General features: G+C 69.4%; 25 protein-coding genes. 15 read left to right on the forward strand and 10 right to left on the reverse strand.

Going from position 1 to position 25,328, the window contains the following annotated elements:
- Window positions 1–68 precede the first annotated feature (68 nt).
- The 5 genes from AB4851_RS09305 to AB4851_RS09325 are packed head-to-tail and all read left to right on the forward strand — an operon-like array spanning window position 69 to window position 5,265.
- Window positions 69–1,604, forward strand: coding sequence for a sugar ABC transporter ATP-binding protein (locus AB4851_RS09305; protein ID WP_414446945.1), 1,536 nt, complete (start codon window positions 69–71; stop codon window positions 1,602–1,604).
- Complete coding sequence (locus AB4851_RS09310) at window positions 1,597–2,613, forward strand: ABC transporter permease (RefSeq protein WP_414446946.1); 1,017 nt, start codon at window positions 1,597–1,599, stop codon at window positions 2,611–2,613. The genes AB4851_RS09305 and AB4851_RS09310 overlap by 8 nt, the downstream gene beginning before the upstream one ends.
- On the forward strand, window positions 2,610–3,674 hold the full coding sequence (locus tag AB4851_RS09315) for an ABC transporter permease (RefSeq protein WP_414446947.1): 1,065 nt from the start codon (window positions 2,610–2,612) through the stop codon (window positions 3,672–3,674). The genes AB4851_RS09310 and AB4851_RS09315 overlap by 4 nt, the downstream gene beginning before the upstream one ends.
- On the forward strand, window positions 3,671–4,564 hold the full coding sequence (locus AB4851_RS09320) for a sugar phosphate isomerase/epimerase family protein (RefSeq protein ID WP_414439872.1): 894 nt from the start codon (window positions 3,671–3,673) through the stop codon (window positions 4,562–4,564). Before AB4851_RS09315 ends, AB4851_RS09320 begins: the two co-directional genes overlap by 4 nt.
- Window positions 4,561–5,265 (forward strand): AAA family ATPase, encoded by a 705-nt coding sequence (locus AB4851_RS09325; protein ID WP_414446948.1) that lies wholly within the window; start codon window positions 4,561–4,563, stop codon window positions 5,263–5,265. The genes AB4851_RS09320 and AB4851_RS09325 overlap by 4 nt, the downstream gene beginning before the upstream one ends.
- Here AB4851_RS09325 and AB4851_RS09330 read toward each other — a convergent pair.
- Complete coding sequence (locus tag AB4851_RS09330) at window positions 5,262–6,026, reverse strand: response regulator (RefSeq protein WP_414446949.1); 765 nt, start codon at window positions 6,024–6,026, stop codon at window positions 5,262–5,264. The two genes, AB4851_RS09325 and AB4851_RS09330, sit on opposite strands and share 4 nt — an antisense overlap.
- Window positions 6,016–7,797 carry an ATP-binding protein gene (locus AB4851_RS09335; RefSeq protein WP_414446950.1) on the reverse strand — a complete coding sequence of 594 codons (1,782 nt, stop codon included), beginning with the start codon at window positions 7,795–7,797 and terminating at the stop codon, window positions 6,016–6,018. The genes AB4851_RS09330 and AB4851_RS09335 overlap by 11 nt, the downstream gene beginning before the upstream one ends.
- Before the next feature lie 324 nt (window positions 7,798–8,121).
- On the opposite strand from AB4851_RS09335, the gene AB4851_RS09340 reads away from it, so the two are divergent.
- From AB4851_RS09340 to AB4851_RS09360, 5 genes are all read left to right on the forward strand, one after another.
- A complete protein-coding gene (locus AB4851_RS09340) occupies window positions 8,122–8,859 on the forward strand; it encodes a winged helix-turn-helix domain-containing protein (RefSeq protein WP_414446951.1) in 738 nt (245 codons plus the stop codon).
- A gap of 327 nt (window positions 8,860–9,186) precedes the next feature.
- Entirely contained in the window at window positions 9,187–10,107 is a 921-nt protein-coding gene (locus tag AB4851_RS09345; RefSeq protein ID WP_414439867.1) for a metal-dependent hydrolase, read from the forward strand.
- A gap of 323 nt (window positions 10,108–10,430) precedes the next feature.
- A complete protein-coding gene (locus AB4851_RS09350; RefSeq protein WP_414439866.1) occupies window positions 10,431–10,856 on the forward strand; it encodes an MbcA/ParS/Xre antitoxin family protein in 426 nt (141 codons plus the stop codon).
- Window positions 10,847–11,554: an RES family NAD+ phosphorylase gene (locus AB4851_RS09355; protein WP_414449158.1), complete on the forward strand. Its 708-nt coding sequence runs from the start codon at window positions 10,847–10,849 to the stop codon at window positions 11,552–11,554. The genes AB4851_RS09350 and AB4851_RS09355 overlap by 10 nt, the downstream gene beginning before the upstream one ends.
- Before the next feature lie 94 nt (window positions 11,555–11,648).
- On the forward strand, window positions 11,649–12,305 hold the full coding sequence (locus tag AB4851_RS09360; RefSeq protein ID WP_414446952.1) for a DUF1345 domain-containing protein: 657 nt from the start codon (window positions 11,649–11,651) through the stop codon (window positions 12,303–12,305).
- A 47-nt stretch (window positions 12,306–12,352) separates the two neighbouring features.
- Here the strand turns inward: AB4851_RS09360 and AB4851_RS09365 are convergent, their stop codons facing one another.
- The gene (locus AB4851_RS09365) at window positions 12,353–13,024 is read right to left on the reverse strand and encodes a glutathione S-transferase family protein (protein WP_414439864.1); all 672 of its coding nucleotides are present in this window, start codon (window positions 13,022–13,024) and stop codon (window positions 12,353–12,355) included.
- Between the two features lie 150 nt (window positions 13,025–13,174).
- Here AB4851_RS09365 and AB4851_RS09370 point away from each other — a divergent pair, with 150 nt between their 5' ends.
- Window positions 13,175–13,582, forward strand: a complete 408-nt coding sequence (locus AB4851_RS09370; protein ID WP_414449159.1) for a VOC family protein — start codon at window positions 13,175–13,177, stop codon at window positions 13,580–13,582.
- 215 nt (window positions 13,583–13,797) lie between these two features.
- Window positions 13,798–15,435 (forward strand): DUF3459 domain-containing protein, encoded by a 1,638-nt coding sequence (locus tag AB4851_RS09375; protein ID WP_414446953.1) that lies wholly within the window; start codon window positions 13,798–13,800, stop codon window positions 15,433–15,435.
- Between the two features lie 42 nt (window positions 15,436–15,477).
- On the opposite strand, the gene AB4851_RS09380 is transcribed toward AB4851_RS09375, so the two are convergent.
- Complete coding sequence (locus AB4851_RS09380; RefSeq protein ID WP_414446954.1) at window positions 15,478–16,092, reverse strand: thiamine phosphate synthase; 615 nt, start codon at window positions 16,090–16,092, stop codon at window positions 15,478–15,480.
- Window positions 16,079–16,990 carry a LysR substrate-binding domain-containing protein gene (locus AB4851_RS09385; RefSeq protein ID WP_414446955.1) on the reverse strand — a complete coding sequence of 304 codons (912 nt, stop codon included), beginning with the start codon at window positions 16,988–16,990 and terminating at the stop codon, window positions 16,079–16,081. Before AB4851_RS09385 ends, AB4851_RS09380 begins: the two co-directional genes overlap by 14 nt.
- Before the next feature lie 105 nt (window positions 16,991–17,095).
- Between AB4851_RS09385 and AB4851_RS09390 the strand changes: the two genes are divergently transcribed.
- Window positions 17,096–18,004: an NAD-dependent epimerase/dehydratase family protein gene (locus tag AB4851_RS09390; protein ID WP_414446956.1), complete on the forward strand. Its 909-nt coding sequence runs from the start codon at window positions 17,096–17,098 to the stop codon at window positions 18,002–18,004.
- Between the two features lie 102 nt (window positions 18,005–18,106).
- Here the strand turns inward: AB4851_RS09390 and AB4851_RS09395 are convergent, their stop codons facing one another.
- From AB4851_RS09395 to AB4851_RS09410, 4 genes are all read right to left on the reverse strand, one after another.
- A complete protein-coding gene (locus AB4851_RS09395) occupies window positions 18,107–19,447 on the reverse strand; it encodes a hemolysin family protein (RefSeq protein ID WP_414446957.1) in 1,341 nt (446 codons plus the stop codon).
- 79 nt (window positions 19,448–19,526) lie between these two features.
- Window positions 19,527–20,315 carry a sensor histidine kinase gene (locus tag AB4851_RS09400; protein ID WP_414446958.1) on the reverse strand — a complete coding sequence of 263 codons (789 nt, stop codon included), beginning with the start codon at window positions 20,313–20,315 and terminating at the stop codon, window positions 19,527–19,529.
- Window positions 20,316–20,435: 120 nt separating this feature from the next.
- Entirely contained in the window at window positions 20,436–21,356 is a 921-nt protein-coding gene (locus AB4851_RS09405) for a DMT family transporter (RefSeq protein WP_414446959.1), read from the reverse strand.
- A 38-nt stretch (window positions 21,357–21,394) separates the two neighbouring features.
- Window positions 21,395–22,252, reverse strand: a complete 858-nt coding sequence (locus tag AB4851_RS09410) for a LysR family transcriptional regulator (protein WP_414446960.1) — start codon at window positions 22,250–22,252, stop codon at window positions 21,395–21,397.
- Between the two features lie 112 nt (window positions 22,253–22,364).
- Between AB4851_RS09410 and AB4851_RS09415 the strand changes: the two genes are divergently transcribed.
- Both AB4851_RS09415 and AB4851_RS09420 read left to right on the forward strand, forming a co-directional pair.
- Window positions 22,365–22,748, forward strand: coding sequence for a tautomerase family protein (locus tag AB4851_RS09415; RefSeq protein ID WP_414439854.1), 384 nt, complete (start codon window positions 22,365–22,367; stop codon window positions 22,746–22,748).
- Window positions 22,749–22,874: 126 nt separating this feature from the next.
- Window positions 22,875–24,575, forward strand: a complete 1,701-nt coding sequence (locus tag AB4851_RS09420; protein WP_414446961.1) for a CHAD domain-containing protein — start codon at window positions 22,875–22,877, stop codon at window positions 24,573–24,575.
- 40 nt (window positions 24,576–24,615) lie between these two features.
- Here AB4851_RS09420 and AB4851_RS09425 read toward each other — a convergent pair whose 3' ends face one another.
- Complete coding sequence (locus AB4851_RS09425) at window positions 24,616–25,308, reverse strand: phosphatase PAP2 family protein (protein WP_414439852.1); 693 nt, start codon at window positions 25,306–25,308, stop codon at window positions 24,616–24,618.
- Window positions 25,309–25,328: the final 20 nt, after the last annotated feature.

Here is a 25,328-nt window from a genome sequence, read left to right on the forward strand (position 1 = left end):
CCGTTCCCCGAGAGGCAGCGCGCGGCACTCGCGCGCTGCCTCAAGCTCACGCAAGGGAGATGTCTTCCATGATTCCCGCTTCCTCCGCGCCGGCCGCCGACCGGGCGCCGGCGCAGGCCCCCGCGCTGCTGCATCTCGAGAACATCTCGAAGACGTTCGGCGGCGTGAAGGCCTTGCAGCAGGTGCGTTTCGACGTGATGCCGGGCGAGGTGCTGTGCCTGGCCGGCGAGAACGGCTGCGGCAAGAGCACGCTGATCAAGATCGTCAGCGGCGTCTATCAACCCGAGCCGGGCGCGCAGATGCGCTTCGACGGCGAGCCGCTCGCCGCGCTCGATCCGGCCGCCGCGCGCCGGCTCGGCGTGCAGGTGATCTGGCAGGACCTCGCGCTGTTTCCCGAGATGACGGTGGCCGAGAACATCGCGTTCGAACAGAACCTCGGCGAGCGGCTGCGCTGGGTCGATTACGGCCGCATGCAGGCCGCCGCGCGCCGGATTCTCGAACGGCTCGGCGTGGCGCTCGATCTCGATCGCCCGGTGCGCAAGCTGTCCATCGCGCAGCGCCAGATCGTGGCGATCGCGCGGGCGCTGGTGGCCGAGGCGCGGCTGGTGTTCATGGACGAGCCCACCGCCTCGTTGAGCCACGCCGAAACCGAGGCGCTGCTGGCGATCGTGCGGCGGCTGTCGGCCGACGGCATCGCCGTGGTGTTCGTCAGCCACCGGCTGGCCGAGGTGCTCGATGTCTGCACGCGCGTGACGGTGATGCGCGACGGGCGCTACGTCGGCACCTATCCGACCGCCGGCATGACGCAAACTCGCCTGACCGAACTGATGACGGGCCGCACCTTCGATTACGCGGTGCGCAGCACCGATCTGTCGGCCGCGCCGGTGGTGCTGCGGGTGGCCGGGCTGTCGCGCGGGCGCGAATACGCCGGGCTCGATTTCACGATCCGGCGCGGTGAAATTCTCGGGCTGACCGGCCGCCTCGGCGCGGGCCGCACCGAGCTGGCGCTGTCGCTGTTCGGCATGACGCGGCCCGACGCGGGCACGGTGGAACTCGACGGCCGGCGGCTCGCGCTGCGCTCGAACCGCGACGCGATCCGCGCCGGCATCGCCTACGTGTCGGAAGACCGCCTGCAACTGGGCCTGGTGCAGCCGCAATCGATCGCCGACAACACCGCCATCTCCGTGCTCGACGGCCTGCTCGACGCCACCCGGCTGATTTCCACGCGCCGCCGCGAGGCGCTGGTGCGCGACTGGGTCGCGAAGCTCGCCGTCAAGATCGGCCATCCCGACGATGCCGTCTCGACGCTGTCGGGCGGCAACCAGCAACGCGTGGTGCTGGCCAAGTGGCTCGCCACGCAACCGAAGGTGCTGATCCTCGATTCGCCGACGGTGGGCGTGGACGTGGGCGCGCGCGCCGGCATCTTCGCGATCATCCGCGAGCTGGCGCAGGCGGGGATGGCGATCCTGCTGATCTCGGACGAGATTCCCGAGGTCTATTTCAACGCCGACCGGATCCTGCACATGCGCGGCGGCCGCCTGGTGGCCGAATACGTGCCGGGCGAGATTCCGATCGACACCATCGAGCGAGACGTCCATGCATGACCTGCTCCGCAAGACCGGCATCGGCTCGATCGAGGCGCTGCTGATCGCCGTGCTCGCCGTGATGGCGGCCGGCCTCGGCCTCACCACCTCGACGTTCCTGACGCTGTCCAACCTGTTCGACCTGCTGAACCAGAGCGCGGTCAACATCATCTTCGCGGTCGGCCTGCTGGTGGTGCTGATCGCGGGCGGCATCGACATCTCGTTCGCGGTGGGCGCGTCGGTCACGCAGTACCTGACCGCGCTCGCCGTGGCTCGGCTCGGTGGCGGCAACTGGGCGCTCGGCTTCGCGGCGGCGATGGGCTTCGGCTTCCTGCTCGGCGCGCTGAACGCGACCATCATCTACCGCTTCCGGATCGTCTCGATCGTGGTGACGATCGCCACCTTCAACCTGTTCTTCGGCGGGCTGATGTTCGTGACGGGCGGCGTGTCGATCTACGACCTGCCCGACTGGTGGATGAACCGCGTCGCGCTGCTGCAATGGCAGACGGCGAGCGGCGTGGCCACGCTCGCGCTGCCGGTGGCGGTGATGGCGGTGTGCGTGGCGGCCACCTGGTTCCTGTTGCGCCGCACGACCGCCGGCCGCCAGCTCTACGCGACCGGCGACAACCCGGAAGCGGCGCGGCGGGTGGGCATCCGGCTCGGCCGCATGCACTACCTCGCGTATGGCTGGCTCGGCATGATGAGCGGCATCGCCGGGCTGATGCAGGCGCACTACGTGCAGGAGGTGGTGCCGAACGCGATGTACGGCCGCGAGCTGGACGTGCTGGCCGCCGTGGTGCTCGGCGGCGCGCGGCTGGGCGGCGGGCGCGGCACGGTGCTCGGCGCGATCCTCGGCATCCTGCTGGTGTCGGTCACGGCCAACGGCCTGAACCTGCTCGGCATTTCCTCGTACGCCTACAAGATGATCGTGGGCGCGGTGATCCTCGCGGCCATCACGCTGTCGAGCGACGGCGTCGCGCGGCTGGTGGGCACGCGCTGGGCCGCGCGCGGCGCAAAGGTGGGCTCATGAACACGTCATCCCGTTCATCCGGCTGGCGCGCCGCGTTCGCGGTGCCGGCCGACGTCGCCGGGCTGCTCGGCTTCCTGGCCGTGGTGGTGATCGCGTTGAGCGTGGCTTCCGACCGCTTCATGACGTTCGGCACGTTCGAATCGATCGCGTTCCAGTTGCCCGAGCTGGGCCTGTTCACGCTGGCGATGCTGATGCCGCTGATTTCCGGCGGCTTCAACCTGGCCGTCACGTTCACGGCCAACATGGCCGGCCTGGCGATGGCCTGGGTGATCCAGTCTCACGGCGGCGCCGACGCGAGCCTCGGCATCGTGCTGCTCGGCATCGTCGCGGCGCTGGCCACCGGCGCGGCGGCCGGCGCGATGATCGGCGCGATCATCGCCTACACCGGCGCGAGCCCGATCCTGGTGTCGCTGTCCGCGATGATCTTCCTGCGCGGGCTCGGCGAATTCCTCACGCGCGGCGGCGATATTTCCGGCTTCCCGGCTTCGGTGCGCTATCTCGGCAACGGGCTGTGGCTCGGCGTGCCGGTGCCGCTGTGGATCTTCATCGGCTGCGCGCTGATCTGGCATGTCGTGATGACGCGCTCGCGGCTCGGCTTCGCCACCCGGATGGTCGGCTCGAACCTGGAGGCCACGCGCTATTCGGGCATCGCCACGGCACGCGCGATCACGCGCATCTACATGCTGTCGGGCCTGATGTGCGGCGTCGCCGGGGTGGTGATGCTGTGCAGTTTCAATTCCGTGCGCGTCGGCCACGGCGAGGCGTTCCTGCTGATCTCGGTGCTGGCCTGCTTCCTGGGCCGCGTCGATCCGTTCGGCGGGTTCGGCCGCGTGGTGCCGGTGGTGATCGCCCTGGTGATCCTGCAGGTGATCGCCTCCGGCCTGAACCTGCTCGGCGCGAACCAGCATCTGGCCACGGCGTTGTGGGGCGCGTTCCTGCTCGCCGTGATGCTGGCCCGCTGGATCTGGGCGCACGGCGTCCTGCAGCACCTGTTCCGCGAGCGCGCGCCCCGGCCGCCGGTGGCCGCGCCCGCACCCCGTCGACACAAGGAGAGCGAATGAACAAGCTGGGCGTACATGCACTGGTCTGGGAGGCCGGGTGGAGCCACGAGGAAGCCGCGCGCGCGATCGCGAACACGGCCGAAGTGGGTTTCGACTTCATCGAGATTCCGGCGCTGGACCCGGCCTCGATCGATACCGCGTTCACGCGGCGCGAACTGGAGCGCGCCGGCATCGGTTGCAGTTTCTCGCTGGGCCTCGACGCCGATTCGGATATCTCGAGCGGCGACCCGGAAAAGGCCGCGCGCGGCAAGCGCAAGCTGGAGGACGCGCTGCGCGTGGCGCGCGACTGCGGCGCGCGGCATGTCTGCGGTATTCTCTATTCCGCCTTCCAGAAGAACTTCGTGCCGACCACGCCGGCCGGCGTGGCGATGTCGGCCGAGATCATCGGGCAGGTGGCCGAAACCGCCGCGCAAAGCGGCATCATGCTCGGCCTCGAAGTGGTCAACCGCTACGAATCGAACGTGCTGAACACGGCGTCGCAAGGCGTCGAGATGTGCGAGCGGATCGGCCTGCCGAACGTGAAGGTCCATCTGGACACCTACCACATGAATATCGAGGAATCCGACGTGATGACGGCGATACGCGAGACCGGCGCGCATCTCGGCTATTTCCATACCGGCGATTCGCATCGCGGCTATCTGGGCTCGGGCAGCATCGATTTTTCCGAGGTGTTCCGCGCGCTGGTGTTTTCGGGCTACACGGGGCCGATCACGTTCGAGAGTTTTTCGTCGCGCGTGGTCGGGCAGCCGCTCGAAGGCATCCTCGCGGTGTGGCGCAATCTCTGGGAAGACAGTCGCGACCTGGCCTCGCATGCGCTGCTGTACACGCGTGCGCAGTTGAAATCGGCGCAGGAAGCGCTCAAGCAGGCCGAGCGGAGCCGCCTGCCATGAGCGTGGCAGGCCAGCTTCACGGTCAGGGCGAGGTCGCGGCGCGCGAGGTGACGTTCGAGGCGCTGGCCGCCGCGTTGCGCGCGATGGATGCGGCGCACGCAATGAACGATGCGGCCGGGCGCGGCGCGCGCCGCATCGTCGCCGTGGCCGGGCCGCCCGGCGCGGGCAAGAGCACGTTCGCCGCGCGCTTGTGCGCGGCGTTGTGCGACGGCCGGCCGGGCCGCGCGGCCTTGCTCGCGATGGACGGCTACCACTACGACGACCGCGTGCTGAACGCGCGTGGCGATCGCCCGCGCAAGGGCGCGCCGCATACGTTCGACATCGACGGGCTGGCCGCGATGCTCGCGCGGCTGGCGGCCGACGACGGCCGCGAGATCGCCGTGCCGGTCTTCGATCGTTCGGTCGAGATCGCCCGCGCCGGCGCGGAGATCATCGCGCCGGCCGCGCGCACGATCGTGGTGGAGGGCAATTACCTGCTGCTCGACGACCCGGCGTGGGCGCCGCTGCGCCGCTTCTTCGATGCGACCGTGATGCTCGAGGTGCCGCGCGCGGTGCTGGTGGAGCGCCTGTCGGCGCGCTGGCACGGCTACGGCATGGATGCCGACGCGATCCTCGCCAAGCTCGACGGCAACGACCTGCCGAACGTCGATCGCGTGCTGACCGGTTGCGTGCGCGCCGATTTCCGCGTGAAGAACGTCTAGCGCAGTGCGCCGCCGCCCGTCGCGTTCGCGTCGGGCTCGAACTGATACCCGACGCCGTAGATCGAGCGGATGTAGTCGTGCTCGGGCTGCACCGCCTGCAGCTTGCGGCGCAGGTTCTTCACATGGCTGTCGACGGTGCGGTCGGTCACGACCCGATGGTCGTCGTAGAGCCGCCGCAGCAGGAAATCGCGTGAATAGATACGGCCCGGGTTCGCCACCAGCAGCGCGAGCAGGCGCAGCTCCACCGGCGTCAGGTGCAGGTTGCGGCCGTGCAGTTGCGCGAGGTGATGCTCGGGATCGATCGCGAACGGGCCGCCCGGGCCGCCCGGGCCGCCCGGGCTTGCACCGGCTTCTTCGCCGGCCGGTTTCGGCCGGGCGGCCTGGTCGATGCGGCGCAGGATCGCCTTCACGCGCGCCACCACCTCGCGCGGGCTGAACGGCTTGCAGACGTAGTCGTCGGCGCCCAGTTCGAGGCCGAGCAGGCGGTCGATCTCGTCGACGCGCGCGGTCAGGATGATCACCGGAATGATCGAGAAGCCGCGCAGGTCGCGGCAGATGTCCAGGCCGCCGCGCCCCGGCAGCATCAGGTCGAGCAGCACCAGCGCCGGCTCGTGCGCCTGCACGTAAGGCACCACCTCGCGGCCGTCGGCCACGATCGCCGTGCCGAATCCTTCGGCATGCAGATAATCGGCGAGCAGGGCGGAGAGCTTCGGCTCGTCCTCGACGATCAGGATGGTCGGCCCGGGGCGGTCAGTGTTCATGGTCCGGCTTCAACGAGGGGAACAGCATCATGATCCAGAGGCCGCCGAGCGGCGAGCGGCGCGCCGCGATCGTGCCGCCGTGCGCCTCGACGATATGCTTGCACAGCGCCAGGCCGAGGCCCGAGCCGCCGCTCTGGCGGCTGCGCGAGACGTCAACGCGGAACAGCCGGTCGAACACGTTCGCGAGCATCGCGTCGGGCACCGCCGGGTGCGAATCGAGCACGTCGATCTGCCATTGCTCGCCGCGCGCCGTGACGGCCACCTGCACGGCGCCGCCCGGATCGGTATAGCGCAGCGAATTTTCCAGCAGGTTCTGCAGCAGTTGCGCGAGCCGGTGCGGGTCGCCCGACATCAGCGCCGGCTCGGCCGGCACCTTCGTGTCGAGCGCGATGCGCTTCGCGCCGAGCCGCTCGACGAACGATTCGGCGGTGATCTCCACCACGCGCGCCACATCCACCGGAATCATCTCGAACGACAGCGCGCCGATGTCGGCCAGCGACAGCTCGTGCAGGTCGTCGATCAGCTTGCTGAGGAGGGCGATCTCCGATTGGAGCGAGGCGAAGGTGGCGGCGTCGGGGCGGCGCACGCCGTCCTCCAGCGCTTCCACTTCGCCGCGCAGCACCGCGAGCGGCGTGCGCAACTCGTGAGAGATATCCGCGAAGAAGTCGCGCCGCGCGCGCTCGGCGGCGGCCAGCGAGGCGGCGAGCTTGTTGAAGTCCACCGCGAGCTGGCTCAGTTCGTCGCTGCCGCGCTCGGGCACGCGCACCGCGTACTGGCCCTCGGCAAGCCGATGGGTGGCGCGCACGATGCGGCGCACCGGTGCGAGGATCAGCCGCGCCAGCACCATCGCCACCAGTGCCGACAGCACGGCCGCCGCCACCACGATGACCCAGGTGGCGCGCGACTGCTGCATCTGGAAGCGCTGGTCGGCCGCGTAGAACAGCCCGCCGGGCTTGGCGATCGACAGCCAGCCGACCACCTTGCCGCCCGCGCGCAGCGCATGCAGCGGCGTGTCGGGCGGCGGCGGGTAGCCGGCGAGGCGATGCCGCGCGGCGTCGAACAGCGCGATCGGCGGCAGGTGACGGAAGCCGGGCGGACGGTCGCGCCAGCCGTCGTACGGCATGCCGTAGCCGTCGTGGCGAGCGGCGTCGGCGGCGCTGCCGGCGTGGTCGTCCCAGGGGGCGCGATGGCGGGGGATGTTGTCCGGGGCGGCGTTTGAGTTGGCGCTTGGTACAGCGCTTGAGCCTGCATTTGAGCCGGCCGAGGCCTCGGCGTCGCGCTGCGCGCGCTCGTGGCGCCAGCGTGCGTCGCGGTCGCCCTGCATGCCGCGCTCGCCGCCCTCGGCATCCGATGCCGCGCCGTCCCACGACCCACGGCCGCGCCAGCGCCCGTCGCTGCCGCGTGGCGGGCCGCCGAAGCCGCCGTCGCGCCAGAACGGATCGCCGTCGCCGCGCGGCCCCGCGCCGGGCGGATTGCCGTGCGCCCAGCCGTCCGGCCCCATGCCGTCGTGCGGGAAGATCGGCGCGACCGAGCGCACGAATGCGGGCCACGCTTCGGGCGTGGCGGTGATGAAATCCCAGTTGCCGTGCGTCGCGTAGCGGCTTTCGAGCGCCTTCGTCACGCGTGCGACTTCCTCGTCGTCGCGGCCCACCAGATAGCGCACGAAGCCGTTCTCGAAGCTGTAGCGCATCGCTGCCCCCATCGCGACGGCAACGGCGACGCAGGTGACGAGGATCGCGAGGAACAGTTTCGAGGTGATGCCGACTTTCATACCGGGACAGGATGGCCAGGGGAGATGCCGCGCAGGGCGTAATGGAACGTAAAGGGCTTAAAGGGCTTAAAGGGCTTAAAGGGCGGAGCGGTGCCGCGCGGTGGCCGGCTCGCCCGACGCCAGCGGCGGATTGTCCGTCCTTTGCGCGCGCTGCGTGCCGGTGCGCGGGGCGGTTCCACATTTTCTCCTTAATTCCCCCATTTTTGATGCGCATTCTGTGCTTAGTCTCGGGGCATCGCGCATCGTCCCGGACGGCGGCGCGCGGCCGCGGCGCAGGCCAATGCCGCCCAGCCTCCGGATCGACGCCCATCTTGCGGATTGTCCATGAGCCTCAACGTCCTAGTCATCGAACCGAACGAAACCGTGCGCGACGCGATGCGCACGCATTTCAGCAAGCACCGGATGGAGATGTCCGTCTGGTATTCGGCCGCCACGCTGGTGGAGCGCGTCGAACGCGAGCGCCCGTCGGCGATCGTGATGCGCGCCGGCCCCGGCTATTCGGATACCTACGCATCGCTTCGTCAGTTGCGTGCGGCCGGCTATGACATGCCGGTGGTGCTGATCGGCGAGGAGCCCGACGTCAGCGACAAGGTGCTCGCGCTCGAATTCGGCGCCGACGATTTCCTGTCCGAGCCGCTGAACCTGCTCGAACTGTCCACCCGCATCCGCACCATCGTGCATCGCCCGGTCGGGGCGGCCGCGAACGTGATCCAGGTGCCGCGCCCGCGTGTGATCGGCCATATCGAGATCGATTTCGCCGCGCGGCGCGCCAGCAAGCGCGGCCGCGATCTCGGCCTGCGGCCCAGCGAGTTCGCGCTGCTCAAGGCCTTCGTCAACCATCCGCTGCAGGTGCTGTCGCGCGCCACGCTGCTGCAACTGTTGCAGGTCGGCGACGAATCGCGCTCGGAGCGTGGCCTCGACGTGCTGGTGTTCCGGTTGCGCGCGCTGATCGAGGACAACCGCGACCAGCCGCGCCATATCCAGACCATGCGCGGGCGCGGCTATATCTTCGTGCCGCCGCCCGAGGAACACGGCGCGATGGCTGGCGCCGTGGCCGCCTGAACGTTCGCCGTTTCCGCTTCGACCCCATCGACAACCCGCGCATCGCCGTCGTTTTTTGTCCTCATCCGAGGATTTTTCAAAGTTTTTTCGACGCCGCGGGGCGTGCCGCATCGCCTTCCTTCGTCATTCCTCAGACATGCCCGGTTTCAAGCCGGGCGTGCGTTGCCGGCCCGGCGGACCGCGCCGCGCGCGTCCGGTGTTTGGAAGCGCGCCACTAGCGCGGGGCTTGCGCGGCCGCGACACCTTCCCGTATCGTTACATCGTTCAATGTAATCATTCGGGGTGCGACGCATTCTGCGCCGCACGATCCGTCAAGGAGCATCAGCGATGTCCCATCCGTCCGCAGCCGCCGTCGCGGCCGACATCATGCCCGTGCGCCGGGATCTGCACTTCACGCTGCCGGTCGAGCGCGCCAAGGATTGGCACGGCCAGGGGCCGGCCGTCACGCATTTCTTCAACGCGCTGTCGCTGCTGTTTCCGGCCGGCGAGCGTTTCTTCATGGATTCGGTGCGCAACTATCGCGACCGCATCGACGATCCGGTGCTCAAGCAGCAGGTGATCGGCTTCATCGGCCAGGAAGCGATGCACACGCGCGAGCACATCGAGTACAACGAGGCGCTGCAGGCCAACCGGCTGCCGGCCCGCAAGCTCGACCAGCGCATCTGGAAGGTGCTGGGCTGGATGAAGCGCGTCATGCCGCATTCGATGCAGCTCGCGCACACGGTGGCCGCCGAGCACTACACGGCGATGCTGGCCGGCCTGCTGCTCGACGATGCGTCGCGCATGGATGGCGCCGAGGCCGGCTACAAGCAGATGTGGATCTGGCATGCGCTGGAGGAAACCGAGCACAAGGCAGTGTCGTTCGACGTGTGGAACGCCGTCATGGAGCCGGGCGCGAAGCGCTACCTGATGCGCGTCGGCACGTACCTGATGACCACGCTGACGTTCTGGCCCACCGTGTTCCTGCTCCATACGCGGCTGATCCGCTCGGATCGCACCTCCGGCCAGCGCGTGCGCGGCATGTTGCGCGTGATCCAGTTCCTGTACGGCCCGCGTCACGGCGTGTTTCCGCGCATCGCGCGCGAATGGCTGAGTTTCTTCCGGCCGGGCTTCCATCCGTGGGATCACGACAATCGCCGCCATCTGGCGCGGGTGGCGCAGATCGTCGCCGAAAATGATGCACGACAGGCCGTACGCGGCGAGCCGCAGGTGTCGGCGGTGCGGCGGCGCTTGGGCGCGGTGGCGTGAAAGGCGGCCTGAAAAGCAGGCCGAACCGCGCGTAATCGGCGGGGGCGGAAAAGCGGCGGTGGCGACGTGCAAGCGTCGCCACCGTTTTTTATTGCCTTGGCGATTCGTCCGACATTTCGCCGCGCGGCCCTGATCGGATCGGCGCACGATGCGCGCGGGGACGGCCGTCATCGATGCGCTGCGACAATCGCCCGCGATGCCCCGCCAGCCCGCGTCCGGCGACGGTGCCGGCGGCCTGGACAGACGCCGTTCGGTATCGGACCCTTGCATTCATCCCGAAATAGACTAATCTTGTTAGTCAATTCACTTTGAGACTAACGGCCATGTCTCTACCCGCTTCGACCCCGCTTCCGGCCTCGCCGGCCATTCCCGAAGCCACCACCGCGCAGATGTCCGCCGCCGGCCTGCGCGCGTTCTTCAACATCGCGAACGACTGGGACCTGTCGACCGACGAGCAGATCGTGCTGCTCGGTTCGCCGGGCCGCTCGACGTTCTTCAAATGGAAGGCCTCGCCGCAAACGGCGCGGCTCGCGCGCGACACGCTCGAACGCCTGTCGCTGATGCTCGGCATCTACAAGGCCTTGCAGATCCTGCTGCCGCCCGAGGCGGCCGACGGCTGGGTCAAGCGCAAGAACGACGCCGCGCCGTTCAACGGCCGCCGCGCGCTCGACCGGATGCTGGCCGGCAACGTCAGCGACCTGGTGGCGGTGCGCCAGTATCTCGACGCCGTGCGGGGGGGCTGGGCGTGACATCAGCCGAACGATCGACCCGCTGGCCCGTTTCCACGCTCGATTGGGCGCCTGCCTACCGCATCATTCCCACCCGTTTTCCCGCCATCAACCTGTTCGACCGCGTGGCCTCGCCCGAGGATTTCGACGCGCTCTACGCGCTCGAGGCGATGACCAACGACCGCGTGCGCGCCGAGGTCGGCCAGCTCGATCTGGTGCCGTTCTCGGAGCGCCGTTTCGGCCCCGGCTACGGGCCGATCATGGCCGCGTTCACGCACCTGAACCCGCAGGGCAGCCGCTTCTCGGACGGCAGCTACGGCGTGTTCTACTGCGCGCGCTCGCGGCAGACGGCGATCGCCGAAACGCGCCATCACACCAGCCTGTTTCTCGCCGCCACCCGGCAAAAGCCGCTGCGCCAGCAGATGCGGCTCTACACGGTGGCCGCGCACGGCGAAGTGGCCGACATCCGCGCCTGGGATGCGCGCGATCCGGCCCTGCTCGACCGCACCGATTACTCGGCGGGCCGCGCGTTTGGCCGCATGGTGCGCGGCGCCGGTTTCGCGGGCCTGGCCTATCCGTCGGTGCGCGATCGCGGCGGCGAATGCCTGGCCGCGTTCCGCACCACGATGCTGCGCGATTGTCATCACGCGGCGTATCTCGAATACAACTGGAACGGCTCGGCGGTCGACGTCGTGTTCGAACTGAACCAGGTCGGTTGAGCTTGCCATCCGATCCCGCATGATTCCGCTTGATCCTGCTTGATCCCTTTGCCCGGCGCGGTCGCGCCGTCCGTTTTCCTCTGAAGAGGTGTCGATGACGAACGTTCCGATGCTGGTGCGCAACCGGCCCCGCATGTGGGTGGCGCTGCTGCTCGGCGTGCTGGGCGCGGCGTGCCTGCCGATGGTGCACGGCCGCTTCCCGCGCGTGCTGGTGGGCTGGGACATCACCGTCTGGCTGTATCTGGCGATGATGTGGTGGCAGATGACGCGCGCGCATCACGACAAGGTGCAGGAGATCGCGAGGCGCGAGGACGAGAGCGCCACGACGGTGCTGACCATCATCTGCGTCGCGACGGTGGCGAGCGTGGCCGCCATTGCGGTGGAGCTGGCCAGCGCCAAGAGCGTGGGCCTGCGCGCCGGCATCGAGCACTACGCGGTGACGGGCGCGACGCTGTTCGGCGCGTGGTTTCTGATCCCGACCATCTTCACGCTGCATTACGCGCGGCTCTACTACCAGTCGCCCGAGAAGGCGCGCGCGCTGCAGTTTCCCGATCGCGACGTCGAGCCCGATTACTGGGATTTCCTGTATTTCTCGTTCACGATCGCGGTGGCCTCGCAAACCTCCGACGTGATGCTGAACAATCGATCGATCCGCCGCGCGGGGCTTGCGCAATCGATCCTGTCATTCTACTTCAACATGGCGGTGCTCGGGCTGTCGATCAACGTCGCGGCGGGGCTGCTCGGCAGTTAGCGGCCCGTTTGTGGTCCGTATTGCGCGGCATGGTGCGGAGGGCGGCGTCAGCTCACCATGCCGTACGGGCCGCCGCGTTCGAGCGCGCGCTGGTAAGCCGGCCGCGCGTGGATTCGCTCCAGGAACGCGCGGATCGCCGGCAGTTGCGCCACCGTGTCGGCGCGCGAGGCGGCGGCTTCGAGCGGGAAGCTCATCTGCACGTCGGCGGCGCTGAACGCATCGCCGACGAACCAGCCGGTCGCGCCGAGTTCCGCCTCGATATAACCGAGATGCAGCTTCAGTTGCGGATCGACGAAGCTCGATTGCAGCGTGGCCGCGATCTTGCGCGCGATCGGCTTGGCGAAGAACGGCATCGGCGCCTGCGCGATCCGCTGCGCGACCAGCTTCAGCAGCAGCGGCGGCATCGCCGAGCCTTCCGCGTAATGCAGCCAGTACCGGTAGCGCAGCCGCTCCGGCGTGCCGGGCGCGGGCGCGAAACGGCCCTCGCCGTAGCGATCGATCAGGTATTCGATGATGGCGCCCGATTCGGCCAGCGTCAGGCCGTCGTCGGTGATCACGGGCGATTTGCCGAGCGGGTGCACGGCGCGCAGTTCGGGCGGCGCGAGCATGGTGCGCGGGTCGCGCTGGTAGCGCTTCAGTTCGTAGGGCACGCCGAGTTCTTCGAGCAGCCAGAGCACGCGCTGCGAGCGCGAGTTGTTCAGATGATGGACGGTCAGCATGGGCCTGGGGAGTGGAGGCCGCCTTCCGCGCGGCGCGCGCCGCTCGCGGCGGCACCGGACGAGCGGACCGGAGCGCGGCGGCCGGGTTATTCTCGCGGGGGCGCCCGTCCATTGCGCCGATCCGACCGAGAAATCAAAAAAACCATGCCGATGCCGCTTCCGATGACCCGGGTGATTCTATACACGCACGACGTGCGCCAGTTGAAGGTTTTCTACCAAACGCATTTTGGCTTGCCGCTGCGCGAGGAGATCGACGGCGAATGGGTGGTGCTCGATGCGGGCGGCGTGGAGATGGCGCTGCATCGCGTCGGCGAGGCATATCGCGTCGATGGGGAAGGGGGCGCGGCGATGCGCACTCACGCTTCGAACGCGAAGTTCGTGTTTCGCGTGACGCACGACATCGAGGCCTCGCACGACGCGCTCGTGCGCGCCGGTGTGCCGATGCGCGGCGTCAAGCGCCATGCGGGCTTTCCGTATCGCCTCTGCGATGGCGTCGATCCCGAAGGCAACGTGTTCCAGTTGATGCAGGCCGACGCCGCCGAAACGGCGGCCGATTGAGGCTGGCGGTGGCGCCAATCCTTTGGCTCTCCTATCGAATCGCGGTAGCGAAATTCATGCCTCGACCCGCTCTGCCGGGGTCGATTCGCATTTAAAAATTACGGACCCCGATGCTCGCTTCATCGGACGATTCAGCGCATACTGAGCCACTCCACCGCCCCGGCACGTAGTTTGCAGGTGCCGGATGCCTTCCGCAATCGCGAGGAGCGCATCACATGTCCGATTGTCCGCACGACCCTCACGCGCACCGCTACACGCACTGCCTGGCGTTCGGCGCGCAGCCCTGCAGCGAGAGCGCCGCCACGCTCCGCACCCACTTCCGCCTCTGGGCCCCCGTCAGCGCCGAAGTGCGCCTCGAATTCGGCATCGACGGCTCGGCCGAGCCCGCCATCGACATGGAACATGCCGGCCAGGGCTGGTTCGAGGCCTTCGCGCAATGCGGCCCCGGCACGCGCTATCGCTATCGGCTCGACGACACGCTGCTGATTCCCGATCCCGCGTCGCGCTCGCAGCCCGACGGCATCGGCGGCGCGAGCGAGGTGATCGATCCGCGCGAATTCGTGTGGCGCAATACGTTCTGGCGCGGGCGCCCGTGGGAGGAGATGGCGTTCTACGCGATCCAGCCCGGCGCGGTGGGCGGCTACGAAGCGGTGCGGCAACGCTTGCCGCAACTCGCGCGGCTCGGCGTGACCGCGCTTGAATTGCTGGCCTCGCCCGATGCGCTGCACGACGCGTTGCCGTTCGCGCCGGTGGCCGCCTACGGCGGCCCGAACGCATTGAAGGCGCTGATCGACGATGCGCACGGTCTCGGCCTCGCGGTGCTGCTCGATCTCGACTACGCGCGCTTCGGCAATGGCCACGATGACCTGCAGCGCTACGCCGCGCCGTTCTACCAGTTGCGCGACGATCCGCAGCACGCGCCGCTCGCGCTCGAACACCCCGAGGTGTGCGATTTCTTCTGCGACAACGCGCTCTACTGGATCGAGGAATATCGCTGCGACGGCGTGCGCCTGCGCGACGCGGACCGCATCGACAATGCCGGCCTGCGCGAGATCGCCGATCGCGCACGCGCGGCCGTATCGAACGACCGGCTCGTGCATTTCGTGCTCGGCAGCCAGCGTCATCCGTCGCATCTGGGCGATACGCATTTCGATGCGCAATGGAACGAATCGGGCGAACGCGCGCTGCATCGTCTGACGGGGCGCGCCGCGCATCCGTATCGCGAGGCGATCTCGACGCGCCAGACCATCCACACGTTGGCGCGCGCGCTGACGGCCGGCGGCTCGGCCTATCAACGCGGCGACGAGCGCGGTGCGGCCGATGGCGCGTTGGCGATGACGTCGCTGGTGCTGTCCGACGGCGCGAGCCGCCCGTCGCCGGCCACGCGCCAGGCCGGGCTGGCCGCGTTGGCGCTGTCGCTGCTCACGCCGCAAATTCCGTTGATCTTCGCCGAGGCTGCGCCCGACGAGGCCAGCGAGCGTTTCATCCGCTCCGCGCTGGCCGTGCGCGCCAAGCTGATCGCGCCGCGGTTGGCCGACTCGCGGCCGCAATCGGCCGATCTGCTGCAATTGGGCGATGGCAGCGAGGCCGATGCGTTGCTGGCCGTCTGGTCGCTCGGCGACGGCGAGGTATTGAGCCTCGCGCTGAACCTGTCGCCCGAGCCGCTGCCGTTCGAGCATGTGCCTGGCGGCACCGTGGTGTTCGAGACACCGCCGCGCGCGCGCGACACCGTGCTGCTCGGGCAGTTGCCGCCGTACTCGCTGATGGCCTGGCTGACGGGCGACGTCAACGGCTATGCGCTGACGCACGACACGCGCGTCTATCCGGTCGACGAGCAGGCCTGCGAGGCCTGAGCGTCGCGAGCCGGCGCTTGCTCGATGCAGGCGCCGGCTCGTTCAATCCCCTCCGAAACCCCGAATGCCCGCCACGCCGTGCGCGCCATGCGCGCGCGCTTGCGGCAGGTCGGCGCGCGTCATGCCGCCTAGCGCGTAGATGGCCACCATCGCGTCACCGTGAGGAAGGGCCGCCACGCACGCGGCGAAATGCGTCCAGCCCATCGCGGGCGCGCCCGGGTGCGTGAGCGTCGGCTTGACTGGCGACAGCGTGACGAGGTCCGCGCCGATCCGCTGCGCATGCAGCAGCGAGGCGCGGTCGTGGCAGGCGGCAGACAGCAGCGCTGCCGCCGGCACCGGCCGCGCTTGCGTGGCCAATAGCGCGGCCTGGCTCAGATGCACGCCGTCGGCACCCAGCGTGAGCGCGTCGCTTGGCGCGAGCGGGCCGTTGCAGATCACGCGCGCGTTCGCGCGATGGGCGTGCTCGATCACGCGCGCCGCCAACAATGCGAAGGATTCCGTATCGATCGATTTCACGCGCAGTTGCACGAGCGCGATGCCGCTGGCCAATGCCGCATCGAGCCGCGCGACGAACGCATCGAGATCGACCGTCGAGGCTGATGCCGGCTCGGGCGTGATCAGGTAGATGGGCGGCAGCGCGGCGTCAGAACTTGACATGCTGGCTCAGGAAATCGAGGAAGCCCTGCACGCGTCCGGTCAGCGCCGCGTGGCGATAGTAGACGGCGCTGATCGGCTGGCGGTAGCCCGTCATGTGTTCGGTCAGCACCGGCACCAGCCGGCCGGTCGCGATGTCGTCGGCGCTCATGAAATCCGACAGGCACGCGATGCCGAGCCCCGCGAGCGCGAGGTGCCGGATCGTCTCGCCGCTCGAGGCGGTGTGCGCGGGCTGGATCGTCACGCCGTCGTGGTTGTCCGCGCCGTTGCCATTGCGGGCGCCGCGCCGCAGCGGCCAGCGGTTCAGTGTTTCGATGTCGCTGAAGCCAAGCGTGCGGTGCCGCGCGAGATCGGCCACGCTGCGCGGCGTGCCGTGTTCGGCCAGATAGGCCGGGCTCGCGAGAATATGCAGCGGCGCCGAGCCGAGCGGGCGCGCGTGCAGCGTCGAATCGGGCAGCGTGCCGATCCGGATCGCGATGTCGATGCGCTGTTCGATCAGGTCGACGAAACGTTCGTTGTTGGTCAGTTCGAGCTGGATATCGGGGTAGCGCGCCGTGAAGGCCGGCAGGTGCGGCACCATCGCATGCAGTACGAACGGCGTGGCCGCATCCACGCGCAGGCGACCGGCCGGCTTCACGCGGCCCAGCGAAACAGCGGTTTCCGCTTCCTCCACCGATTGCAGGATGTCGCGCGCGCGGGCCAGCAGCAGTTCGCCCTCGTCGGTCAGTTGCGAGCTGCGCGTGGTCCGGCGCAGCAGCGTCACGCCGAGCTTGCGTTCGAGCCGGTTCAGCGCGCGGCTCACGCCCGATACCGTCTGCCCCAGTTGCTCGGCCGCGGCCGTGATCGAGCCGCTGTCGATGATCGCGACGAAGGTCTGCAACTCTTCGGTCGAGGTTTTCATTGTTGATCCGGATTCAAGAATGACTTGAGGCTAACACGGTTTTTGCGGGCTTCGATTGCGGCCACACTCGCTGTCATTCCACGAATCGTTTGAAAGGAGTACGACATGAAGGTGTTCATCACGGGTGCGGGCGGTTTCATCGGCGGGTCGATCGCGGCAGGCCTCGCCGCCGACGGGCATCAGGTGGTCGGGCTGGTGCGGCGCGAGGCGCAGGCCGAGGAATTGCGCGCGATCGGCGTCGAGCCGCGCATCGGTTCGCTCGACGATCGCGCGCTGCTGATTCGCGAGGCGCAGGCGGCCGACGCCGTGATCAACGCGGCCGACAGCGACCATCGCGGCGCGGTCGAGGCACTGATCGACGGCCTGCGCGATTCGGGCAAGGTGCTGCTGCATACGAGCGGATCGAGCATCGTCGGCGACGCGTCGGGCGGCGAGGGCAGTGACCGGATCTACGAGGAAGACAAGCTCCCCGAGCCGACCGCCGACAAGGCGGCGCGCGTGGCGATCGACACGCTGGTGTTGAGCGCGGCGCAGCACGGTATTCGCGCTGCCGTGCTCTGCAACACGCTGATCTACGGCCACGGGCTGGGCCTGCCGCGCGAGAGCGTGCAGTTGCCGCGCCTGATTCGCCAGGCGCAAAAGAGCGGCGTGGTGCGCCACGTCGGCCCGGGCCGCAACATCTGGTCGAACGTGCATATCGACGACGTGGTCGCGCTCTACAAGCTTGCGCTGGAACGCACGCCGGCCGAGGGCACGTTCTACTTCGTCGAAAGCGGCGAGGCGGCGTTCGGCGAGATGTCGGCCGCGATCGCGAAGGCGATGGGCCTGGGCGCGGCGCAGGCTTGGCCGCTCGAGGATGCCGAGGCGGAGTGGGGCTACGAGATGGCGAACTACGGGCTCGGCTCGAACAGCCGCGTGCGCGGCGAGCGCGCCCGGCGCCTGCTCGGCTGGCAGCCGAAGCATCGCTCGGTGATCGAATGGATTGCCAACGACATGCAGCCCGAGCGCGCCTGATAACAGCAGCGGCGGCGCAGGGCAGCCCGCGCGCGACACCGCAAGGTGCGCGCGCGGGCTTTTTTTGCTGCGGATCGTGAAGCGAATGCCGGGGCGCGGCGCTTACTCGTCCGCTTCCTTGACGTCCTTCGGATACACGCGCACCAGCACGATGCGCGGGCCGTTCATCTTCTTGACCACCACGTCGAAGTTGTCGAACGAGACGCGCTGGCCTTCGCTCGGCAGATCGCTGAGCGCCTGGATCACGAGGCCGCCGACCGATTCGGCGCGGCCTTCGTCGATATCGATGCCGAGCGCCTGTTCGAGCGACACCACGGGCAGGCTGCCCTTGCCCATCAGCGTGCCGTCGTCGAGGCGCGCCCAATCGGCGTCGCCCTGGCGGAATTCGTCGTGGATCTGGCCCACCAGCGCGCCGAGCAGATTGTCGAGCGTCAGGAAGCCGATCGGCTTCTCATGCTTGTTGCCGACCAGCGCGAAGTGCGGCGCGCCCTTGCGGAAGCGCCGGAACAGTTCGAGCGCGGGCGTATCGGGGCGCACGTACTGCACCGGGCGCACGTAGTCGGACAGATCCTCCAGCGCCGCGCCGGCGTGACGCGCGAGCAGCAGGTCCTTCAGGTGGATCAGCCCGATCACCTGCTCGCGCGCGGCGTCGCTGAACAGCGGGTAGCGGCTGAAGCGGTGGCGTGCCACCACCCCCATGTTGTCGAGCAGCGGCAGGTCGCGGCGCAGGCCGATCATTTCGTTGGCCGGCCGCATCAGGTCCGACACCGTCATCGACGAGAAATCGAGCGAGTGCGCGAGCGTGTTCCACTCGTCGTTGCTGTAGGTGGCGACGGGCGCCTTGCTCGCGCCGACGGCGTTGCGGCGGCTGCGCAGGATCAGCTTCAGTTCGTCGGTCGAGTAGTGCGAATCGCCGCCGTGCTCGGCCGTCAGCCCGACGATGCGCAGCACCGCGTTGGCGCTGTTGTTGAGCACCCAGATCGCCGGATACATCGCCCAGTAGAACGCGTAGAGCGGCAGCGCGAGCCACAGGCCGACCTGCTCGGGCTGGCGGATCGCCATCGATTTCGGCGCGAGTTCGCCGACCACGATGTGCAGGAACGAGATCACCGTGAACGCGAACACCAGCGAGATCGCATGCACCAGTTGCGGGGAATCGACGCCGAGTGCGCCGAGCAACGGCGCGAGCAGTTCGGCGAAGGCCGGCTCGCCGATCCAGCCGAGGCCGAGCGAGGCCAGCGTGATGCCGAGCTGGCAGGCGGAAAGATACGCGTCGAGGCGGGCGTGGACGACACGCAGGATGCGGCCGCGAAGGCCGTGCTGGCGGGCCAGCGTCTTGACGCGCGTGGCGCGCAGTTTGACGAGACCGAATTCGGCGGCGACGAAAAAGCCATTGAGCGCCACCAGCAACAACGCGCCGATCAGCGCGATGATCTGTATCAACGAAACAACTCCGGAAGTGAAGGAAACGCCAGTATAGGGGCGGAAAGCCGGACGTAAAGTTGGCGTTCCGGAAAAAAACTCATGTGGTGGCCTTGCGCGGCAGCGTCAGCGCGCAGCGTGCCGGCGCGCCGGTTTCGAGCACGGGCGGCGTGAAGCTGCCACCGTGCGCGAGGGCGACGCGGTGGCACAGTGCGATCGCCCACGGCGGGCGGCGGCCGTCGCGTTCGAGCAGCGCCTCGCGGCGCGCGCCGGCGTCGAGCGCGTGCGGCAGCGCCGGGTCGACGATGGCGGCCGGATCGGCCGTGAACGCCGCCTCGAACGTGACGCTGTCGGCCGAGCCGAGCGCGTCGCAGCGCAGCGTGACGGTCGCGCCGGGGGCGCTGGCCTCGATGGCGAACACCGTCAGCGCCCACAGCGCCTGCGAGAGCCGTTCGGCATCGGCGAACAGCGAGGTGTCGCGCGCCGAGCCGGCTTCGAGCACGAGCGTCGTGCCGCGCGCGTCGCCGAGCGCGGCGCGGGCGAGCGCGGCGCAATCGTCGAGGAACGGTGCGAGCGCGAAGCCGGCGGGCACCACCACCAGCGCGCGCGTATCGGCGCGCGGCGCGTCGAGCGCCGTTTCGATCAGCCTGGTCTGTTGTTCGATGCCGGTGCGGATGCCGCCCAGCGCGCGCTGCAGCGAGACGTCGCCGGGCGGCAACTGGCGTTCGAGCACGTAGGCCCAGCTGTGCATCGCATTGAGCGGGCTGCGCAGATCGTGCGATGCGACGGACAGCGCCTGATCGCGCGCGAACAGCGCGGCTTCGGCCGCATAACGGGCGGCGCGCTCGCGCAGCAGGGCGGCGGAAAGGTCGGCGGCGGAAAGGCTCACGAGGCGTGTGCGGAAAGGAAGGGAACCGACATTATAGGGATCGAATTCGCCGGCGTCGCACACGCGGCGCACCGTTGTCAATCGATCGGGTCCTATTTTTTCGCCGTTGTCGGCGCATGCTCAAGCGGGCAGGCCGCCATCCTCGCGCGCGGCGGCGCGGCCCGGCAACAACTGGCAGACCAGCAGCCCGGCCAGCATCAGCGCGCAGCCGACGAGCGCGCGCACGCTCAGCGTCTCGCCGAGCGCGGCCCAGCCCGCGATGGCCGCGAACACGCCTTCCATGCTGAAGATCACGGCCGCGTGCGCGGGCGCGGCGTCGCGTTGCGCGACTACCTGCAGCGTGTAGGCCACCCCGACCGACAGCACGCCGCCGTACAGCAGCGTCGGCAGCGCACGCAGCAGCGTGGCTGTGTCGAGCGTGTCGACGGCGAGCCCGACCGCGCCGCACAGCAGCCCGCACACGACGAACTGCTGGAACGCCAGCACCAGCGGGTCGCGTCGTCGCACGAAATGGCCGACCGCGATCACATGCACGGCGATGATGACCGCGCCGGCCAACTGGAAACCGTCGCCGTACATCACCGAGAAATGCTCGTCGACGCTGAGGAAATACAGGCCGATCGCGGCCAGCGTCGCGCCGAGCCAGGTGCCGAGGCCCGCGCGATGGCGCAGCGCCACGCCGATCAGCGGCACCAGCACCACGTAGAGCGAGCTGATGAAGCCGGCGTTGGCGACCTTCGTGTATTGCAGGCCCACCTGCTGCAGCGAGATCGAGACGGCCAGCAGCGTGCCGAGCACCAGGCCCGGCACGAGCCCGGCGGGCCGTTGCGCGAGCGCGGCGAATTCGGCGCGCGCCGAACGGCGCGCGAGCAGCAGCGGCACCAGCACCAGTGCACCCAACAGGAAGCGCAGGCCGGTATAGAGGAACGGACCGATCACCGACAGGCTGAGGCGCTGCGCGACGAAGGCCGAGCCCCAGATCGCGGCGGCGCCCAGCATCAGCAGGTTCGCGCGGAGGTGTTGGCGGGCGGCGGGCGTCATCGGTCGGGCATCGAGGGGAAGGTGGGCAGCCGGACAGTTTATGCCGAAGCGGACAGGCTCGCCGTCAATCGGCGCAGCGTGTCGGCCGAGCGCGTGTCGCGCACCCGTGAATAGAGGATCACTTCCGACACCGGCAGCGCGGGCAGGCCGAAGCGCGCCCCGACCTCGACCAGCGTGCGTGGCCCCACGCGACGCGCGAGCGGGCACACGGCCAGGCCGGCCTCCGCGGCGGCGGCCACCGCCGCAACGCCGCCGCTCGTGAAGCGCTCGTGGTAACTGAGGCCGGCGCGTTCCAGCGCACGCCGCGCGGCCGCCCGCACGCCGCACGAACCGGACAGCACCGCCAGCGGCAGCGGCTCGCCCGCGCGCGGCGCCCAATCGGGCGCGGCGAGCCAGGCCAGCGGCTCGGTGAACAGCAATTGGCCGCCCTCGCGCGGGGCGTCCTCGCCCGGCTCGTGGCGGATCAGGACCGCATCGAGCTGCCGCTCGTCGTACAACCCGAGCAGGGTGTTCGACGAGCCGAGGTGCAGGTCGAGCGCCAGCGCCGGGTCGTGCCGGTTCAGGCTGGCCAGCAGCGCGGGCAGATCCGGCACCGCGACGTGCTCGCTGATGCCGAGCACGAGCCGGCGCGGCTCGGCCGCCACCGCGCCGAGCGCGCGCGCATGGGCGTCGAGCAACTCGCGCGCGGCGGGCAGGAACGCGTCGCCGTCGGCGGCGAGCCGCACCACGCGCGGCGTGCGCTCCAGCAGCGCGCGGCCCAAGTGGGCCTCCAGGCGCTTGATCTTCAGGCTGACGGCCGATTGGGTGGTGCCGAGCGCGTCGGCGGCGCGCGTGAAACTGGCCAGGTCGGACACCAGCACGAACGCGCGAACGGCGTCGAGATCGAGGGGTTTCATTTCAGATGAAAATGAATGATATATGGAGTGATATCTGTTCATTATAGATGAGCCGCCCTACGCTGGGGGTGTCGGTGTTTTCAACCGCGTATCCACCCCTCAGGAGCCTGTCATGCCCATCACCCGCATCGCCATCCGCGAAGGTCGTTCCGCCGAAGATCGCCGCGCCTTGTTCACCGGCATCCACCGTGCCTTGCAGCGCGCGTTCAACGTGCCCGAGGACGACATCTTCATGACCCTCACGCAGCACGGCGCCGACGATTTCGTCTACGGCCGCCACTACCTCGGCATCGAGCGCAGCGACGATCTGGTGATGATCCAGATCACCGCGAACAACACGCGCACGCTCGAACAGAAGCGCGAGCTGTACCGGCTGATCGTCGAGGAGCTGGGCGCGTCGCCGGGCGTGCGGCCCGAAGACGTGCTCGTCAATCTGGTCGAAGTGTCGGTCGACAACTGGTCGTTCGGCATGGGTATTGCGCAGTACGCGACCTGAGCCCCGCGCGGCCGAACCGGCCGTGCGCCGCCCCTGCTCGCCGTGTGCCGCGCCATGTACCATGTTCGGCATCGACAGCCGTCGACGGCCGCAGCGGCGCGGCGGACAGGCTGGAGCGGAGGTGTCATGACGCGTGTCCTCGAAATCGTGCTTGCCCTGCCGTTGCCCTCGGGCGACGCGACTGCCCCGCGAAGGCGCGGCACCGCACGGGCCGTGCGCGACTTCGGCATGGAGCTGGTGCGCGCGTGGCGGATCTGCCCGCCGGTGCGCATGAAGCGCGGTCACGAGCGGCTCGCGATCCGGCCGCTCGCGCTGGCCGAGGCGGTGCCGAAGGCGGCCGGCTGGTGCGCGTGGCGCGAGGCGGGGCCGTCGGGCGGCCGCGTGGCGGCGGCGCGGGTGCAGGCGTTCGCGCCGGGCGTGGCGATCCGCGAGTGGCTCGATGCGCCGGCCACGGTTGCCGACGCCGAGAGCGCGGCGGCCGATGGTGACGATGCATTGACTGCCGCCGTGCGCCGCGCGCTCGATACGGACGCGGTGCCGCTGTTCGAGATCGAAGCCGGGCACGCCGCGGCCACGCCCGTGCTCGAAGCGGCGCTGCCCGAAGCGGGCGAGCCGTCCGTCGACGCGACGCGTGCAGCCTTGCCGTTCGGCTTCGATTGCGAGCGCCGTCGGGGCCGTTGGCAGCGCGACGACGGCGTGCCCGTCGACCTGACGCTCGACGATCTGAGCTGGACCACCTCGACCGGCACCGGCCGCACCTGCGAGCTGCGCCTCGCCGTGGCCGATCCGGGTGACGCCGAGGGCCGGGCGCTGGCGCTCCGTGCGCTGTTCGACGCCGCGCGCGAACTGAGCGGCGCGTGGCCCGCGTTCCTGAAGCCGGCCTCGCTGGTCGATCAGGCCTGCGCCGGCCTGCTGCCCGATGCGGCCACCGGCCCGGCGCGCGCCGAGCTGTCCGAACTGCATGGCATTCGTTCGCAGCGCGAGGCCTTGTTCGTGCTTGGCGCGAACGTGGCAGCACAATGGCTCGGCAACGATGCCGGCGTGCGCGACAGCAACGACCCCGAATTCGTCCATCAGATGCGCGTGGCGCTGCGCCGGCTGCGCACGCTGATGCGTCTGTTCCACGATTTCGCCGACGACGCCTATCGCGATGCATTCGCCGCCGACCTGTCCTGGTTCGGCGCGCAGCTCGGCGTGGTGCGCGACTGGGATGTGTGCGTCAGCGAAACGCTGCCGGGCTTGCGCGACGCCGATCCCGACCCGGCCGGCGAACCGGGTTGGGCCGCGACGCTTGACGCCGCCGCCGGTCAGCGCGACATCGCGCGCGGCGATCTGCGGCAGGCGGTGGCGTCGGCGCGTTATGCGCGGCTGGTGCTGGGCTGGATCGAGTGGCTGTGCCTGCTGTCGCTGCGCGGCGGCGAGGGCGAATCGCGTCGCCAGCGGCGCTCGCTGAAGCGGCATGTCGTGAAGCGCGTCGACAAGCTGTTCGCGCGGCTCTACACGGTGCCGAAGCTGACCACGCTCGATCCCGACAGGCGCCATCGCGTACGCATCGACGCGAAACGGCTGCGCTACGCGCTCGAGTTCTTCACGTCGATCGCGGCGCGCAGCACGCGCGGCAAGCTGGTCAAGACGCTGTCGCGCGTGCAGGGCACGCTGGGCGACGCGAACGATGCCGAGGTGGGCTTGCGCCATCTCGAACGCCTGTCGGCGCCGCCCGAGCAGCTCGGGTTCGCGCGCGGCTATGGAGCCGCCGCGCAGCGCTATGCGGCGGTGGCGGCCGAAGCGGAGCTGCGCAAGCTGCGGCGTCCTAGAATTCGAGGTTGAGGGGCGGCGTTCTGCCGCCGCGAAGGTGCGCTGGCGGCGTTCAGATGCGGCGCATCTCGGCGGGCTGGAACACGGCCGCCGCCGGCCGCGAGGCCGGCCGATAGTTCGGATTGGCCTTCCAGCGCGCCCGCACGTAGGGGTGCTGGTGGCCCGACATCTTCAGCGCGACTTCGGTCACCCAGCGCTGCGACGGCACCGGCACGCCATGCAGCGCCACGGTCACCACCGCCAGGCTTGCGACCACGGCCGGCACCGACCACCGGTGCGGCTGCGCGCGCCAGGCGATCGCCACGAACGACAGCGCGGTGAGCGCGCCGACCACGCAGCCGGTGATCGCCTCGGACGGCGAGTGCGCGGACAGCACCACGCGCGACAGCGACACCGCCACGCCGAGCGCGATGCCGAACGCCACGCCGGCCATGCGCAGCGCCGGGTGCGCGCGCGTCATCGCGATCATCATCACGACCGGGTAGACCGAGGTGGACAGCATCGAATGGCCGCTGAAGCCGGTGAAATCCCAGGCCCGGATGCCGATGCCCCAGCCGAGGAACGCCACCTTGGTCAACGCGACGGCGGCAATGCCCACGCCGAGCACGGCGAGCCAAGCGATCGCGAGGCGCGGCGAATAACCGAGCGCGAGCCAGATCGCGAGCGTCGCCGCCAGCGGCAGCGTGATGCCCGCGCTGCCGAAGTAGGTGATCCAGTTCCAGAGTTGAAGAGGCAGGTCGTACATCGAAACGGCGGCTGAGTGAG

The sequence above is a fragment of the Burkholderia sp. 22PA0099 genome (assembly GCF_047497165.1).
GTDB lineage: Bacteria > Pseudomonadota > Gammaproteobacteria > Burkholderiales > Burkholderiaceae > Burkholderia.

Bases quoted from the DNA above. Each gene is read 5' to 3' on its own strand.
- AB4851_RS09305 (WP_414446945.1), top strand. From the start codon at position 69: ATGATTCCCGCTTCCTCCGCGCCGGCCGCCGACCGGGCGCCGGCGCAG.
- AB4851_RS09310 (WP_414446946.1), top strand. From the start codon at position 1,597: ATGCATGACCTGCTCCGCAAGACCGGCATCGGCTCGATCGAGGCGCTG.
- AB4851_RS09315 (WP_414446947.1), top strand. From the start codon at position 2,610: ATGAACACGTCATCCCGTTCATCCGGCTGGCGCGCCGCGTTCGCGGTG.
- AB4851_RS09320 (WP_414439872.1), top strand. From the start codon at position 3,671: ATGAACAAGCTGGGCGTACATGCACTGGTCTGGGAGGCCGGGTGGAGC.
- AB4851_RS09325 (WP_414446948.1), top strand. From the start codon at position 4,561: ATGAGCGTGGCAGGCCAGCTTCACGGTCAGGGCGAGGTCGCGGCGCGC.
- AB4851_RS09330 (WP_414446949.1), bottom strand. From the start codon at position 6,026: ATGAACACTGACCGCCCCGGGCCGACCATCCTGATCGTCGAGGACGAG.
- AB4851_RS09335 (WP_414446950.1), bottom strand. From the start codon at position 7,797: ATGAAAGTCGGCATCACCTCGAAACTGTTCCTCGCGATCCTCGTCACC.
- AB4851_RS09340 (WP_414446951.1), top strand. From the start codon at position 8,122: ATGAGCCTCAACGTCCTAGTCATCGAACCGAACGAAACCGTGCGCGAC.
- AB4851_RS09345 (WP_414439867.1), top strand. From the start codon at position 9,187: ATGTCCCATCCGTCCGCAGCCGCCGTCGCGGCCGACATCATGCCCGTG.
- AB4851_RS09350 (WP_414439866.1), top strand. From the start codon at position 10,431: ATGTCTCTACCCGCTTCGACCCCGCTTCCGGCCTCGCCGGCCATTCCC.
- AB4851_RS09360 (WP_414446952.1), top strand. From the start codon at position 11,649: ATGACGAACGTTCCGATGCTGGTGCGCAACCGGCCCCGCATGTGGGTG.
- AB4851_RS09365 (WP_414439864.1), bottom strand. From the start codon at position 13,024: ATGCTGACCGTCCATCATCTGAACAACTCGCGCTCGCAGCGCGTGCTC.
- AB4851_RS09370 (WP_414449159.1), top strand. From the start codon at position 13,175: ATGCCGCTTCCGATGACCCGGGTGATTCTATACACGCACGACGTGCGC.
- AB4851_RS09375 (WP_414446953.1), top strand. From the start codon at position 13,798: ATGTCCGATTGTCCGCACGACCCTCACGCGCACCGCTACACGCACTGC.
- AB4851_RS09380 (WP_414446954.1), bottom strand. From the start codon at position 16,092: ATGTCAAGTTCTGACGCCGCGCTGCCGCCCATCTACCTGATCACGCCC.
- AB4851_RS09385 (WP_414446955.1), bottom strand. From the start codon at position 16,990: ATGAAAACCTCGACCGAAGAGTTGCAGACCTTCGTCGCGATCATCGAC.
- AB4851_RS09390 (WP_414446956.1), top strand. From the start codon at position 17,096: ATGAAGGTGTTCATCACGGGTGCGGGCGGTTTCATCGGCGGGTCGATC.
- AB4851_RS09405 (WP_414446959.1), bottom strand. From the start codon at position 21,356: ATGACGCCCGCCGCCCGCCAACACCTCCGCGCGAACCTGCTGATGCTG.
- AB4851_RS09410 (WP_414446960.1), bottom strand. From the start codon at position 22,252: ATGAAACCCCTCGATCTCGACGCCGTTCGCGCGTTCGTGCTGGTGTCC.
- AB4851_RS09415 (WP_414439854.1), top strand. From the start codon at position 22,365: ATGCCCATCACCCGCATCGCCATCCGCGAAGGTCGTTCCGCCGAAGAT.
- AB4851_RS09420 (WP_414446961.1), top strand. From the start codon at position 22,875: ATGACGCGTGTCCTCGAAATCGTGCTTGCCCTGCCGTTGCCCTCGGGC.
- AB4851_RS09425 (WP_414439852.1), bottom strand. From the start codon at position 25,308: ATGTACGACCTGCCTCTTCAACTCTGGAACTGGATCACCTACTTCGGC.